Raw genomic sequence first — 14,382 nt, forward strand, 5'->3', positions numbered from 1 at the left:
GGCGGGCTCACGCGATGCGCGCGGCGCCGCCCTCGTCCTCGTGCGCGGGGCAGGCCGCCTCGACCGTGCCCACGGCGGGGGCGGGGCGGCCGGGGGCCTCGATCCCGAAGACCGCCTCGAGGGCGTCCTCATAGCGGTCGAGCCGGCCCTCGGCGGCGAGTCGCTTGGCGCGCACGCTGGGCTCGTGCAGGAGCTGGTTCACCATGCGGCGCAGGGCGAACTCCACCTCCTCGGCGGCCGCCGTGCAGCCGTGGCGGGCGCGCACGCGCTCGAGCTCCCGGTCGAGCACGCCGAGGGTGTGGCGGCGCAGGGCCTTGATCGCCGCGTCGGCGCTGCGGCCGCGCTGCGCGGCGCGGTACTCCTCGACGGCGTCGTCCACGAGCGCGCGGGCCTCGGCGACGGCGACCTCGGCCTGTTCGGGTGCGGCCAGCCGCACCGACTCGAGGGTGACGAGGTCGACGTCCGGCAGGTCCGCGACCGCCGGGTCGAAGTCCCGCGAGAGGGCCAGGTCGACCACCGTGAGCGGGCGCCGCCCGCCCTCGCGCAGCTCCTGCAGGCGCTCGGGGCTGATCTGGCGCTCGCCCCCGGAGGAGCCGATGATCACGTCCGCCTCGGCGACGGCGCCGGCCACGGCCTCGCCGCCGAGCGCGAGGGCCCAGCCGCCGCGGTCCGCGACGAACTGCTCCGCGCGGCCCGAGGCCGAGTGCACGCCGACGGTGGTCGCGCCCCGGTCCGCCAGCTGCGCGAGCGTGGTGCCGGCGTAGGCGCCCGTGCCGATCAGCAGGATGGTGGCCCCGGCCCAGAAGTCGCGCTGGGCCGCGGCGTCGGTGAGACCGCGCAGCTCCTCCGCGAGGTCCAGGGCGACGGAGACGACCGAGCGGCCGGCCGCGCCGAGCGCCGTGCGGGAGCCGACGTCCTTGGCCGTGCGCGTGGCGGACTCGAAGAGGCGGACGAGCGGGCCCGAGGCGGTGCCGGCCTCCTGGGCCGCCGTCAGGGCGCGCCGGACCTGACCGGCGATCTCGCGCTCGCCCACCACGGCGGAGTCCAGTCCGGCGCCGACCTCGAAGAGGTGACGGGCCGTGGCGTCGGCGTCGAGCGTGCGGAACGCGGCGTGCACGTCCTCGTCCGGCAGGGAGGTGGAGGCGGCGACGGCGGACAGCAGCCCCGCGCGGGCGGCCTCGACGCCGACCCCGTCGGCCTCGGCGTAGATCTCCACGCGGTTGCACGTGGCCAGGACGACGGCGCCCGCCGCACCGCTGCCGGGCAGGGCGGGCCCGACCCCGGTCGCGCCGGCGCTGAGGCGGGCGACCGTGTCCAGGTCCAGGTCATGGTGGGAGGCGACGAGAGAGAAGACAGTCACAGCGGGCCAAGTCTAGCCCCGACCGCCCCGCCCGTCCGGGAAGGCGGACCTGACCCGGGCGCCGTCGACGAGTGTGACGGCGCTCACGGAGGACGCGGATGTGCCACCGCGACACGACCGGTGGGACACTGGGGGCATGTCCGCCCTGTCCCAGACCCCCGAGACCCCCGCGGCCGTCCCGGCACTGCCCGCCGCGCACCCGCTGCGCACCGAGGATCCGTCACGCTCGACCGCGGCCAGCCCGCTCCTTCGCGCGCTGCGCGGCCAGCGCCCCGACCGCCACCCCGTGTGGTTCATGCGGCAGGCCGGCCGTTCGCTGCCCGAGTACCGCCGGGTGCGCGAGGGGATCGGGATGCTCGACTCCTGCCTCATGCCGGACCTGGTCCGGGAGATCACGATGCAGCCGGTGCGCCGCCACGACGTCGACGCGGCGATCTTCTTCTCGGACATCGTGGTCCCCCTGCGCCTGGCGGGCGTGGACGTGGAGATCCAGCCCGGCGTGGGCCCCGTGCTCGGCCAGGCCGTCCGCACCGCCGACGACGTCGCCGCGCTGCCCGTCCTCGAGGACGCCGCCCTGGACGTGATCCGCGAGGCCGTCGCGGCCACCGTCGCCGAGCTGGGCCCGCGCCCCCTGATCGGCTTCGCCGGCGCCCCCTTCACGCTGGCGGCGTACATGGTGGAGGGCCGTCCCTCCCGCGACCACTTCGGCCCGCGACGCATGATGCACGCCGACCCCGAGACCTGGGCCGCCCTGGCCGGCTGGGCGGCCACCGTGTCCGGCCAGTTCCTGCGCGCCCAGCTCGAGTCCGGCGCCTCCGCCGCGCAGCTGTTCGACTCGTGGGCCGGTTCGCTCTCGGCGGACGACTACCTCGAGCACGTGCAGCCGCATTCGACGGCGGCCCTCGCCCATGTCGCCGACCTCGCCGGGCCCGGCGTCCCCGACGGCGCCCCGCTCCTGCACTTCGGCACGGGCACCGGAGAGTTCCTGCACCACATGCGTGACGCGGGCGCGACCGCCGTCGGCGTGGACCACCGCCTCACGCTCGCCGAGGCGCACCGCCGGCTCAGCGCGAACCCCGGCCCCGACGGACGCGGCGCCGTGCCCCTGCAGGGCAACATCGACCCGGCCCTGCTCGCCGCCCCGTGGGAGGTCCTCGAGGCCCACGTGCGCGACGTCGTCGCCTCCGGCGCCGTCGCGCCCGGCCACGTCGTCAACCTCGCCCACGGCGTGCCGCCGGAGACGGACGCGGCCGTGCTGACCCGCGTGGTCGAGCTAATCCACTCCCTGCCCGTGCCGGAGCGGGAGGGCCAGGACCCGGCACCGGGGGTCGAGACCGCCGAGCGGGAGGAGCGCGCATGAGCGGCACGGCGCTCGTGGTCGGCGGCGGCATCGCCGGCCTCGTCGCGGCCCACCGACTGTCCACGGCGGGCTGGGACGTGACCCTCGCCGAGGCCACCTCCGTGCTCGGGGGCGCGGTCTCCCCGCGCTTCCTCGACGTCCCCTCGCACGGCGAGACCGGGGCCCCCGAGACCCAGACCCTCGAACTCGACGGCGGCGCCGAGTCGTTCGCCGTCCGCGGCGCCGCCGTGCGCGCGCTCGTGGAGGAGCTCGGGCTGGGCGAGAAGATCGTCGCGCCCGAGCCCCTCGGCTCGTGGCTGCACGGTCCCGCCGGCCCCGTGCGCGCCCCGCGTCTCGGCATCGTCGGCATCCCGGGCGACCTCGACGCCGAGGACCTCGCCGCCGCCCTCACGCCGGCCTGCCTGGAGCGCGCCCGGCAGGACGCCGAGGCCCCCATGGATCGCTGGGCCGCCGCGCTCGCGGCCGGCGAACCGGTGACCGTCGCGCAGGTCGTGGCCGACCGCCTCGGCGACGAGGTGCTCGACCGCCTCGTGGCCCCCGTCGTCGCCGGAGTCCACTCGGCCGACCCCGCGGTCGTCGAGCTGGAGCGCGTGGCCCCCGGCCTGCTCGCCGCCGCCGTGGAGCACGGCGGGCTGGCCGCGGGCGTCGCCGCGCTGCGGTCCACCGGGACCCCCGGCTCGCTCGTGGCCGGTCTGGACGGCGGCATGGTCCGCCTCACCGGCCGGCTCGTCGAGGCGCTGCGCGAGGACGGGGCCACCGTCCTGCGCGGTGTCCGGGTGGCCGCCCTGTCCCGCGTGCCCGCCACCGGCGGCTGGTGGGCCCAGATCTCGGACCGGGACGACGAGGTCGTCCGCGGGCTCGACGTGGACCGCGTCGTGCTGGCCGTGGACGGCGTCACCGCCTGGGACCTGCTGGCCCCGCTCTCGGCCGAGGCCCTGGACCCCGGCGCCGGCCCCGCCCTCGGCGAGGGCATCGCGCTGGCCACGCTCGTCGTCGAGGCCGCGGGCCTGGACGACGCGCCACGCGGCACCGGAGTGCTGGTCGGCGCCGGGACGGACGTGGCCGCCAAGGCCCTGACCCACGCCACCGCCAAGTGGGCGTGGCTGCGCGAGGTCGTCGCGCGGCCACAGGAGGGCGGCGTCGCCCGTCATCCCCATCGCCACGTGCTGCGCCTGTCCTACGGCCGCCAGGGCGGCGGGCCCGAGGCGCTGGGCCACCGCAGCGCGGACGAGGAGCTGCTCGCGCAGGCGCTCGTGGACACGGCGACTCTCACCGGGGTGCCGCTGGCGGAGGAGGACGTCGTCGCCCGCACCGTCACCCGCTGGCGCCGCTCCATCCCGCCGCAGGCCGGCCCCGACCGCGCGAAGGCGGACACGCTGATCGACTGGGCACGGGACGTGCCCGGCCTCGAGCTCGTGGGCAGCTGGGTGCACGGCACCGGGCTGGCCGCCGTCGTCGCCGGCGTGGACCGCACCCTCGGCGCCGACGCGCCGCCCGCGGGTTGACCTCGCCCCCAGACCACCCCTGACGCAATCGGATCTCAAGGAAGAGGACCATGACCAAGGACAGCACCACCACCCCTGCCGAGGCCGGCAAGGACTGGTTCACCACCTACACCGTGTTCGCCCGCCCACAGGGCGAGCCAGGCTGGCTGGGACTGGAGGGCCGCGACGCGAAGAAGGCCGCCAAGGAGTTCGACGAGGCCGTCGCGCGGGTGGCCCAGACCGGCGTGACCGTGCGCGGCGTCTACGACGTCTCGGGCATGCGCGAGGCCGGCGACGTCATGGTGTGGATGTACGGCCAGGTGCCCGAGGACCTGCAGGCCGCCATCCGCGAACTGCGCCGCACCCGTCTGCTCGAGGGCACCACGATGGTGCTCTCGGCCATGGGCGCCGATCGCATGGCCGAGTTCAACAAGGACCACGTCCCCGCCTTCGCCATGGGCCGCAAGGCCCTGAAGTGGCTGTGCTTCTACCCGTTCGTGCGCTCGTACGACTGGTACCTGCTGGACCCGAAGGAGCGGGCCCGCATGCTCCGCGAGCACGGCCAGCTCGGCCAGGACTTCCCGCAGGTATGGGCGAACACCACCAGCGCGTTCGGCCTGAACGACTGGGAGTGGCTGCTGGGCCTCGAGGCGGACGAGCTGACGGACCTGGTGGACATGATGCGCCACCTGCGCAACAACGAGACCCGCCTGCACGTGCGCAGCGAGGTGCCGTTCTACACCGGACGCCGTCTGGAGACCGCCGAGATCGCGGAGGTGCTGGCCTGATGACCGCCGCCCCCGAGCCCCGCGCCGACGCGCCCGTCCACACCGGCCCGGACGCCGGCGTCGCCCCGGCCCTCCGGACGCCCGAGAAGGCCGCCGCCGGCGTCGACTACGACGTGTGCGGCGTGATGGCCCCCAAGGACTACGACGCCCTGCTGCTCGCCTCCTTCGGCGGGCCCGAGGGTCAGGACGACGTGATCCCGTTCCTGCGCAACGTCACGCGCGGGCGCGGCATCCCGGACGAGCGCCTCGAGGAGGTCGCCACCCACTACCGCGCCAACGGCGGCGTCAGCCCCATCAACGCGCAGAACCGCGCGCTGAAGGCGGCCATCGAGGCCGAGCTGGCCGCCCGCGGCCTGGACCTGCCCGTGTACTGGGGCAACCGCAACTGGGAGCCCTACTTCCCGGACACCCTCGCGCGGATGCACGCCGACGGGCACCGCCGCATCCTGACGGTCACCACCTCCGCGTACTCCTGCTACTCCTCGTGCCGCCAGTACCGCGAGGACATGGGCATGGCCATGGAGCAGACCGGCCTGACCGGGAAGGTGGACCTGGACAAGACGCGCCAGTACTTCAACCACCCCGGCTTCATCGAGCCGTTCCGGGACGGCCTGCGCGCGGACCTGGCCTCGCTGCGCGCGGAGCTGGGGGACGACGCGCGGATCCACGTGCTCTTCGCGACCCACTCGATCCCCACCTCCGACGCCGCCGCCGCCGGCCCGCGCGGCCTCGCCGCCGACCTGCGCGCGCAGGCGGGGGCGGAGCCGGGCGACGAGGGTGCGGACGTGTACTCGGCGCAGCACCTCGACGTGGCCCGCGAGATCCTCGCCGGCGTGCCCGAGGCCGCGGACGTGCCGTGGTCGCTCGTGTACCAGTCGCGCTCCGGCCCGCCCTCGGTGCCGTGGCTCGAGCCGGACATCAACGACGCGATGGAGCACCTCGCGGGCGAGGGCGCCGAGACGGACGCGCAGGGGCGCGCCGTGGCGGGCTTCGTCGTCGTGCCGCTGGGCTTCGTCTCGGACCACATGGAGGTGGTCTGGGACCTCGACACCGAGGCCAAGGAGACCGCCGAGGGGCTGGGCGTGGGGTTCCGTCGCAGCCCCACCCCGGGCACCGACCCGCGGTTCGTGGCCGGGCTCGTGGACATCGTGGAGGAGCGGCTGGGCCGCCGCGAGGGCCGCGCCGCGGCCGGCTGCTTCCCGGCCTGGTACGACGTGTGCCGGCCGGACTGCTGCGCCAAGGTGATGCGGGACGGCTCGACGCGGCCGACGACGTCCGCGGTCGACGCCGCCGTGCGCGGGCTGGCCGAGCACGAGGCGGGCGCCGCGGCCCCCGCCGAGGAGGCCTGAGACCGTGACCCCCCTGCGCATCGGCACCCGGGGCTCCGCCCTGGCGACCACGCAGACCACCCACGTGGCGGAGGCGCTCACGGAGCGCTCCGGCCTGGCCCACGAGCTGGTGGTGATCCGCACCGAGGGCGACGTCACCACCGGCTCGCTGGCCTCGCTGGGCGGCACCGGCGTGTTCGCCTCGGCGCTGCGGGCCGCCGTGCTCGACGGCGTCGTGGACGCGGCCGTGCACTCGCTCAAGGACCTGCCGGCCGCCCAGCCGGAGACCCTCGAGATCGCCGCGGTGCCGGCCCGGGCCGACCTGCGGGACGCCCTGTGCGCCCGCGACGGCCTCACCCTGGCGACCCTGCCCGAGGGCGCCCGGGTGGGCACGGGCTCTCCGCGCCGCGTGGCCCAGCTCAAGGCGCTGCGCCCGGATCTGGAGCTCGTGGACATCCGCGGCAACGTGCAGACCCGCCTGGCCCGCGTGCCCGGGCTGGAGCAGCACGACGACCACGCCCCGGCCGCCGTGGGTTCGCCCCGCGGTGACCTCGACGCCGTGATCCTGGCCTGTGCCGGGCTCGACCGGCTCGGCCTGGACCACGTGATGACCGAGCGGATCGACCCGGAGGTCATGGTGCCCGCCCCCGGGCAGGGCGCCCTGGCCGTGGAGATCCGGGCCGAGGACGAGTCCTTCCTCGGTCGGGCGCTCCTGGACCCCCAGGCGCCGGTCGGGAGGCTGCACGCCGCCCTCGAGCTGGTCGACGATCGGGACACCCACGTGGCGGTCACCGCCGAGCGGGCCCTGCTGCGCCGCCTCGAGGCCGGCTGCGCCGCGCCGATCGGGGCCGTGGCCCGCGTGACCGACGGCGAGGCCGGCGCGCCGCGCATCGAGATGACCGCGATGGTGGCCGCCCTCGACGGCTCGCGCGTGCTGCGCCGGACCTCGTCCGTGCAGCTCGACCCGGTGCCGGCCGACGTGGCCGGCGACCCGGCGGCCGCCGACGAGTGGCTCGAGGACACCCTGTTCGTGGCCGCGGAGGCACTCGGCGTGCACGTGGCCGAGCAGTTCGTGGCCGAGGGCGCCGACCTGCTGCCCGGCACGGTGCGCGGGGTGGACCGGGGCGACGGCGCCCCGCGGCCCGACGACCCGGCCTGAGATGCGCGTCCTGCTCACCCGCCAGCCGGCCCAGGCCGGCGACCTCGAGGCCGGTCTCGCCGGCGCCGAGGTGGCGGGGCGGCGGCTGCGGGTCGGCTTCCTGCCGCTGACCGACTTCGCGCTGCCCGACGACGACGGCCCCCTGCGCGCGCTGCTCGCGGACTGGGCGGGGGCCGACGGTGATGCGGCCGGGCCGGTGCGCTCGGACGGGTCCCGCTGGCTCGTGCTGACGAGCCCCAACACCGTGCGCGCACTCAGGGCCGTCAGCTGGGACGGCCATGTCCCGGCGGGCGCGCGGATCGCGGTCACCGGACCGGGCACGGCACGGGTGCTGACCGAGGCGGGCTGCGACGCGGCGCCGTGGCTGCCGCCCGAGGACCGCTCCGCCGATGGCCTGATCGCCGGACTCGCCGCCCTGCATCCCCGCGGCGCCCGCGCGTGGCTGCCCCAGTCCGATCGGGCCCGGTCCCGCCTCGCCGACGGCCTGCGCGCGGCGGGCTGGGACGTGCGGACCGGGCTCGCCTACCGGACGGTGCCGTATCCGGCGCAGGTCGGCAGGCGGCTGCTCGACGGGGCGGCAGACGAGGGCCGGGGGGACGTCGTGACGCCCGCGCGGTTGGCCGCGGTCGCGGCGGGGACCGCCGTGGTGCTCACCAGCTCGTCCGCGGCGGAGGAGTTCGTGGCCGCGGGCCTGACGCCGCTGGTGGGGGAGCGGGTGCGGCTCGTGGCGATCGGCGCGCCGACCCGTGACACGTGCGCGCGGCGGGGTCTGCCCCTGCTCGGGACGGCCCCCACGCCGGACGCGGCCGGAGTGCTGGCCGTGCTGCGCGCTGCGGCCTGAGCCGCCCGTCCGCACTCGAGGCGAGGCTCAGTCGGGGCGGCCGCCGTCCCGGTCGGTCGCGTCGTCCTCCGTCGACGCCGGGCCGGCGTCGTGCGTCTCGTCCTCCGGCACGCCGGTGGCGGCGGCCATGATGTCCACCCGCGGATCGCGCAGGATGGCGACCGAGACGTTGGTGAAGCCCGTGTTGGCGAGCAGCTCCGAGGCCTCCTCGTCCGTCAGGTCGTACGCGTGCGCGAGCATGCGCACGTTCTCCGTGTAGAAGGCGTGCAGGCGGTCGACGCCGCGCAGGAAGCCCAGAGTGTTCCCCATGGCGGGGAGCCTACCGGGCGGGCGTGGTGGGCGGGTGGCCGGCGGGTGAACGGCCGGTTGACCGGCCCGCCGGCCGCGGGGGACGACGGGCCGTGCCGCTCAGCCCTCGGCGCGGCGGCTGCGGCGGCGGACCAGCGAGACCTCCATGGTCCGGCCCTCGGTGCGGGTGCGCAGGTACGGCTGGTCCTCCACGAGGGTGGAGAGCTTGGAGTGCCCGAAGTCGCGCGGGTCGAAGTCCACGTGGGTGCGGCTCAGGTGCTGGCCGATCAGGGACAGCGTGGCCCAGCCGTCGTCGGTGCTCGTGGCGTTGACGGCCTTGGTGAGCGCGGCCTGCAGGTCGATGCGCGGGGCGGCGTCGGCCTCGTCGTGCTCGGGCTCGGCCTCGACCGGCACCTCGGGCGGGGTCGGGTCCTCGGTGACGTCCGACGACGACGCACGGCGGCCCCGCCGACCGGCCCCGGACTTCGCCTCCGCGGCCTTCCCGTCCTTGCCGGCGGCGGCGTCCCCGGCGGGCGCCTCGTCGGCGGCGGGGGCCTCGTCGGCAGCAGGGGCCTCGTCGACAGCGGGGGCCTCCGCGTCCGCGTCCGTGGCCTCGGGGGTGTCGGTGGCGTCGGTGGTCTTTGCCCCGCGACCGCGGCCTCGACCGCCGCGGCGGGACCCCGAGCGGCCGGAGCCCTCGGACGCCTTGGCGTTCTCCTCCTTGGCGGGGGCGTCCTCGCCGGTCTCGTCGTCGTCGACGTCGTGGTCCGTGGCGGTGCCGAGCAGCTCGAGGTAGATGAACTGGTCCACGGCGTTGCGCAGGGAGGCGGGGGTCTTGCGGGCGCCCAGGCCGATCACGCGCTTGCCGCCCTCGCGCAGGCGGGTGGCCAGGCGCGTGAAGTCGGAGTCGGAGGAGACGAGGGCGAACGCGTCCACGTTGCCCATCCAGAGCAGGTCCATCGCGTCGATGATGAGCGCGGAGTCCGAGGAGTTCTTGCCCACGGTGTAGGCGAACTGCTGGACCGGCTGGATCGCGTGGTGGTTCAGCGCCTTCTTCCAGCCGTTGAGGTTGGTCGTGGTCCAGTCGCCGTACGCGCGCTTGATCGTGGGGGTGCCGTAGGTGGCGAGCTCCTCGAGGATCAGGGGGGCGAACTTGGGGGAGACGTTGTCGCTGTCCATCAGGACGGCGATGCGCAGGGATGCGGGGGTGGGTTCGGGCATGTGTCCCACCCTAGTCGGCGGCGGTGCGCCCGTGGCCGGCGGTGACCGGGATCGCCTCCCGCTCGCCCCGGCGGGAGCGGGGCCGCGAGGCGGCGGCCAGCGTGCCGACGACCAGCCCGACGAGCGCCGGGACCACCCAGCCGAAGCCGACCGCGTAGCCGGGCAGCACCCGGCCGGCCAGGCCCGTCAGGGCGGTGACGGGCGGCGTCGTCACGAGCGCCTCCGGCAGGGCGCCCAGCAGGTCGAAGAAGGCGGCGAGCCCCGTGCAGGCGACCACCCAGCGGGCCACCGCCGGGCGGTCCCGCACCCAGGCCCAGGCGAGGCCGAGCAGGATGACGACGACGGCGATCGGGTAGAGGAACATCAGCACCGGGACGGACCAGGCGATGATCGCCTCCAGGCCCAGGTTGGCGAGCGCGAAGGACACCACGAGGAAGAGGCCCGCCCACAGCCGGTAGGACCCGGGGAACATCTCCGCGAACATCTCGGCGCACGCCACGATCAGTCCGATGCAGGTCTTCAGGCACGCGACGAAGACGATGGCCGCGATGAGGTACGCGCCCGCCGTGCCGAAGAAGTGGCTCGCGCTGCGGGCGAGGACGTCGCCGCCGTTCGTGGCCTGCGCGAACGCGCCGTGGCTCGTGGCGCCGATGTACGCCAGCGAGGCGTAGACCACCGTCATCGCCGCGCCGCCGAGCAGCCCCGCCTTGCCCAGCTCCACCGCCATGCGGCGCGGGCCCGTCACGCCCAGGCGCCGGGCGGCGTCGACGATCACGACCGCGAAGGCGAGCGAGGCGAGCGCGTCCATCGTGGCGTAGCCGTCCAGCAGGCCCCGCACGAGCGCCCCGTCGGCGTAGGCGGGGGTCGGCGAGGGCAGGGCGCCCGTGCTCATCGGGGCCACGACGGCGGCCGCCACCAGGGCGCCGAGCAGGACCAGGAACGCCGGGGTCAGGTACCGCCCCACCCACTCCATGAGCCGGCCCGGACGGAACGCCGCGACCGCGGCGACCGCGAAGAACGCCGCCGTGAAGCCGAGCAGCCGCAGGCCGCCGTCGCCCGCCAGGGGCGCGACACCGATCTCATAGGACACCGTGGCGGTGCGGGGGATGGCGAAGAGGGGGCCGATCGTCAGGTACAGCAGGCACGTGAACGCCACGGCGAAGCGCCGGGAGACGGGCGCCGTCATCTCACGGACCGAGCGCGCCCCCGTCACCGCCGAGGCGACGATGCCCAGAACCGGCAGCCCCACCGCCGTGACGAGGAAGCCGAGCGTGGCCGGCGTGACCGCGGCGCCCGCATCCCGGCCCAGGCCGGCGGGGAAGATCAGGTTGCCCGCGCCGAAGAACAGGCCGAAGACGAGCGAGGCCAGCAGCAGGGTCTGACCGGGGCGCAGGCGCGGGGGCATCACGGGCCTCTCGACGGCGGACGGGGCGCCATGACTGTACCCGGCGCGCGGTCAGCCTCCGCGCCTAGACTGGACGGGTCCCCGAACCAGGAGCGTGTGACCCCGTCATGTCCTTCCCGCTGCACCGTCCCCGGCGTCTGCGCCGGTCCGCCGCGATGCGCCGCCTCGTCGCTGAGACGCGCCTGCACCCCGCCGAGCTGATCCTGCCGGCCTTCATCAAGGAGGGCGCCGCCGAGCCCGTGCCGATCGCCTCGATGCCGGGCGTCGTGCAGCACACCGCGGACTCGCTCAAGGCCGCCGCGGCCGAGGCCGCCGAGCTGGGCCTGGGCGGCATCATGCTGTTCGGCGTGCCGACCACGCGCGACGCCGTCGGCAGCGCCGCCCTGGACCCGGACGGCGTCCTGAACCGGGCCATCCGGGACGTGAAGGCGGAGGTGGGGGACGGGCTCGTCGTGATGTCCGACCTGTGCCTGGACGAGTTCACCGACCACGGCCACTGCGGCGTGCTCACCGCCGAGGGCACCGTGGACAACGACGCGACGCTGGAGATCTACGCCCGGATGGGCGTCGCGCAGGCCGAGGCCGGTGCGGACGTGCTCGGCCCCTCCGGGATGATGGACGGCCAGGTCCGCGTGATCCGGGAGGCCCTCGAGGGCGCCGGCCACCACGAGACCGCGATCCTCGCCTACGCCGCGAAGTACTCCTCGGCGTTCTACGGGCCGTTCCGCGACGCCGTCGACTCCCAGCTCACGGGCGACCGCAAGACCTACCAGATGGACGCCGCCAACCGGAGCGAGGCCCTGCTCGAGGTCGCCCTCGACCTCGAGGAGGGCGCGGACATGGTGATGGTCAAGCCCGCGATGAGCTACCTGGACATCGTGCGCGACGTGGCGGACATGGCGGACGTGCCCGTCTCCGCGTACCAGATCTCGGGGGAGTACGCGATGATCGAGGCCGCCGCCGCGCACGGCTGGATCGACCGGAAGGCCTCGATCGTCGAGTCCGTGCTCTCCATCCGGCGCGCCGGCGCCGACTCCGTGCTCACCTACTGGGCGGCCGAGCTCGGCCGCTGGATGAAGGAGGGGTCCCTGTGACCGCGTCCCAGCCGACCACCAACGCCGCCGCCTTCGCCGCGGCCCAGGCCGTCATCCCCGGCGGCGTCGACTCACCCGTGCGCGCCTTCGGCTCGGTGGGCGGCACGCCCCGGTTCATGGCCGGCGCACGCGGCCCGTACCTGACCGACGTCGAGGGCAACGAGTACGTGGACCTGGTCTGCTCGTGGGGCCCCATGCTGCTGGGCCACCAGCACCCCGAGGTCGTCGAGGCCGTGCACGCCGCCGTGGACCGCGGCCTCGGCTTCGGCACCTCCACGCTGGAGGAGACCGCGCTGGCCGAGCTGATCGCCTCCAAGGTCCCGGTCGAGCGCGTGCGCTTCGTGTCCACCGGCACCGAGGCCACCATGACGGCCCTGCGCCTGGCCCGCGGCGTGACCGGCCGCAACCTGATCGTGAAGTTCGCCGGCTGCTACCACGGCCACTCGGACGGCCTGCTGGCCGCGGCCGGCTCGGGCGTGGCGACCGCCGCCCTGCCCGGCTCCGCGGGCGTCACCGAGGCCGCCGCCTCCGAGACCCTCGTGGTGGACTACAACGACCGCGCCGCCGTCGAGGCCGTGTTCGCCGAGCACGGCGAGCGCATCGCCGCGCTCATCACGGAGGCCGTGCCCTGCAACATGGGCGTCGTGGAGCCCGCCGAGGGCTTCAACGCGTTCCTGCGCGAGATCACCCGCCGCCACGGCGCGCTGCTGATCTGGGACGAGGTGCTCACCGGCTTCCGCGCCACCGCCACGGGCGGCTGGGGCCTGTCCGGACAGCCCGAGGGCTGGACCCCGGACGTCTGGTGCTTCGGCAAGGTGATCGGCGGCGGCATGCCCGCGGCCGCCCTGGGCGGCTCCGCCGAGATCATGGACCACCTGGCCCCGCTCGGCCCCGTGTACCAGGCCGGCACCCTCTCCGGGAATCCGGTGGCCATGGCCGCCGGCCACGCCACGCTCTCCCGCGCCGACGAGGCCGTCTACGCGGCCGTGACGCGCGCCTCGGACGCCGTGCGCGAGGGCCTCGTGGCCGCGCTCGACGCCGAGGGCGTGGACCACTCGATCCAGCGGGCCGGCACCCTGTTCTCCCTGGCGTTCGGCACCTCCGGCACCGGCGTGCGGGACTACCGGGACGCCCAGGGCCAGGAGGTCTTCCGCTACGCCCCGTTCTTCCAGTCGCTGCTGGCCTCCGGCGTGTACCTGCCGCCGTCCGTGTTCGAGGCCTGGTTCGTCTCCGCCGCCCACGACGACGCGGCGGTCACCCGGGTGCTCGACGCGCTGCCGGCCGCGGCGAAGGCGGCCGCGGCGGCGACGCCCCAGGGCTGAGACCCGGGTGCGGGTCGGGGCCGGGCGCTCAGCGCTCGGCCTCGACCGGCCAGTGGCGCGAGACGGTGGCCTGCGGGTCCTTGCGTCGCAGGTACTGCTCGAAGCTCTCCGCCTGCTCGGCCTTCCAGCGGACCTGCCGCTCGTGCAGGTCCACCGGCGCGACGCGCAGCTGCTCGTACCGGGCGGCCAGGGCGTCGGCCACCTGGACGGCGGCGAGGGCGTCCGCCGCGGAGGTGTGCGCGTTCTCCAGGGTCACCCCGTAGTGCTCGGACACCGCGGAGAGCGTGCGCTTGCCCTTGCGGAACCGGTCCACCTGCTTGTCCAGCACGAACGGGTCGATCACGGGGCGGGCCTCGAGCGGCGTCAGCCCGTGGTGGCGCGCCTCCCGGTCCATCACCGTGAAGTTGTACACGCCGTTGAACGCCACCACGGGGATGCCCGCGGCGAACAGGTCCCGCAGGGTCTCGGTGATCTCCGTGACACCCTGCGCGGCGGGCATGCCCTCCGCCTGCGCCCGCTCCGTGGTGACGCCGTGGACCTCGGCCGCCTCGGCCGGGATGGGCACGCCCGGGTCCACGAGCCACTCGGCCGACGACGCGGCGCGGCCCTGCTCGTCCACCATCACCAGGGTGGCGGTCACGATCAGCGCGGTGCGCGGATCACGTCCGGTGGTCTCGAGGTCGAAGCCGGCGCGGATGCTCTCATGCCAAGTCACGCGCCTCACGCTACCCG

At 75.8% G+C, this 14,382-nt stretch carries 13 protein-coding genes; 8 read left to right on the plus strand and 5 right to left on the minus strand.

The window, feature by feature from the left end:
• Positions 1-7: 7 nt before the first annotated feature.
• Positions 8-1,360 carry a glutamyl-tRNA reductase gene (locus SOY78_RS04880; RefSeq protein WP_061867027.1) on the minus strand — a complete coding sequence of 451 codons (1,353 nt, stop codon included), beginning with the start codon at positions 1,358-1,360 and terminating at the stop codon, positions 8-10.
• 136 nt (positions 1,361-1,496) lie between these two features.
• On the opposite strand from SOY78_RS04880, the gene hemE reads away from it, so the two are divergent.
• The 6 genes from hemE to SOY78_RS04910 are packed head-to-tail and all read left to right on the plus strand — an operon-like array spanning position 1,497 to position 8,320.
• A complete protein-coding gene (gene hemE / locus SOY78_RS04885; RefSeq protein WP_061867026.1) occupies positions 1,497-2,720 on the plus strand; it encodes a uroporphyrinogen decarboxylase in 1,224 nt (407 codons plus the stop codon).
• A complete protein-coding gene (locus tag SOY78_RS04890) occupies positions 2,717-4,225 on the plus strand; it encodes a protoporphyrinogen/coproporphyrinogen oxidase (RefSeq protein ID WP_324701877.1) in 1,509 nt (502 codons plus the stop codon). The genes hemE and SOY78_RS04890 overlap by 4 nt, the downstream gene beginning before the upstream one ends.
• 50 nt (positions 4,226-4,275) lie before the next feature.
• Positions 4,276-4,992: a hydrogen peroxide-dependent heme synthase gene (hemQ, locus tag SOY78_RS04895; protein WP_036314319.1), complete on the plus strand. Its 717-nt coding sequence runs from the start codon at positions 4,276-4,278 to the stop codon at positions 4,990-4,992.
• Positions 4,992-6,341, plus strand: coding sequence for a ferrochelatase (locus tag SOY78_RS04900; protein ID WP_061867024.1), 1,350 nt, complete (start codon positions 4,992-4,994; stop codon positions 6,339-6,341). Before hemQ ends, SOY78_RS04900 begins: the two co-directional genes overlap by 1 nt.
• A gap of 4 nt (positions 6,342-6,345) precedes the next feature.
• A complete protein-coding gene (hemC, locus tag SOY78_RS04905; protein ID WP_206496556.1) occupies positions 6,346-7,479 on the plus strand; it encodes a hydroxymethylbilane synthase in 1,134 nt (377 codons plus the stop codon).
• Position 7,480: 1 nt separating this feature from the next.
• On the plus strand, positions 7,481-8,320 hold the full coding sequence (locus SOY78_RS04910) for a uroporphyrinogen-III synthase (RefSeq protein WP_061867022.1): 840 nt from the start codon (positions 7,481-7,483) through the stop codon (positions 8,318-8,320).
• Positions 8,321-8,347: 27 nt separating this feature from the next.
• Here SOY78_RS04910 and SOY78_RS04915 read toward each other — a convergent pair whose 3' ends face one another.
• The 3 genes from SOY78_RS04915 to brnQ all read right to left on the minus strand — a co-directional run bounded on the left by SOY78_RS04915 (position 8,348) and on the right by brnQ (position 11,234).
• Entirely contained in the window at positions 8,348-8,629 is a 282-nt protein-coding gene (locus SOY78_RS04915) for a hypothetical protein (protein ID WP_061867021.1), read from the minus strand.
• A 99-nt stretch (positions 8,630-8,728) separates the two neighbouring features.
• Entirely contained in the window at positions 8,729-9,829 is a 1,101-nt protein-coding gene (locus SOY78_RS04920) for an NYN domain-containing protein (protein WP_049147277.1), read from the minus strand.
• A gap of 10 nt (positions 9,830-9,839) precedes the next feature.
• On the minus strand, positions 9,840-11,234 hold the full coding sequence (gene brnQ, locus SOY78_RS04925; protein WP_095346900.1) for a branched-chain amino acid transport system II carrier protein: 1,395 nt from the start codon (positions 11,232-11,234) through the stop codon (positions 9,840-9,842).
• Positions 11,235-11,341: 107 nt separating this feature from the next.
• On the opposite strand from brnQ, the gene hemB reads away from it, so the two are divergent.
• Together hemB and hemL are read left to right on the plus strand one after the other, a co-directional pair.
• Complete coding sequence (gene hemB / locus SOY78_RS04930) at positions 11,342-12,328, plus strand: porphobilinogen synthase (protein ID WP_036381100.1); 987 nt, start codon at positions 11,342-11,344, stop codon at positions 12,326-12,328.
• On the plus strand, positions 12,325-13,650 hold the full coding sequence (gene hemL / locus SOY78_RS04935; RefSeq protein ID WP_036314334.1) for a glutamate-1-semialdehyde 2,1-aminomutase: 1,326 nt from the start codon (positions 12,325-12,327) through the stop codon (positions 13,648-13,650). The genes hemB and hemL overlap by 4 nt, the downstream gene beginning before the upstream one ends.
• 28 nt (positions 13,651-13,678) lie before the next feature.
• On the opposite strand, the gene SOY78_RS04940 is transcribed toward hemL, so the two are convergent.
• Complete coding sequence (locus tag SOY78_RS04940; RefSeq protein WP_324701878.1) at positions 13,679-14,365, minus strand: 3'-5' exonuclease; 687 nt, start codon at positions 14,363-14,365, stop codon at positions 13,679-13,681.
• Positions 14,366-14,382: the final 17 nt, after the last annotated feature.

This window comes from Micrococcus sp. HOU01 (assembly GCF_035609305.1).
GTDB classification, from domain to species: Bacteria; Actinomycetota; Actinomycetes; order Actinomycetales; family Micrococcaceae; genus Micrococcus; species Micrococcus luteus.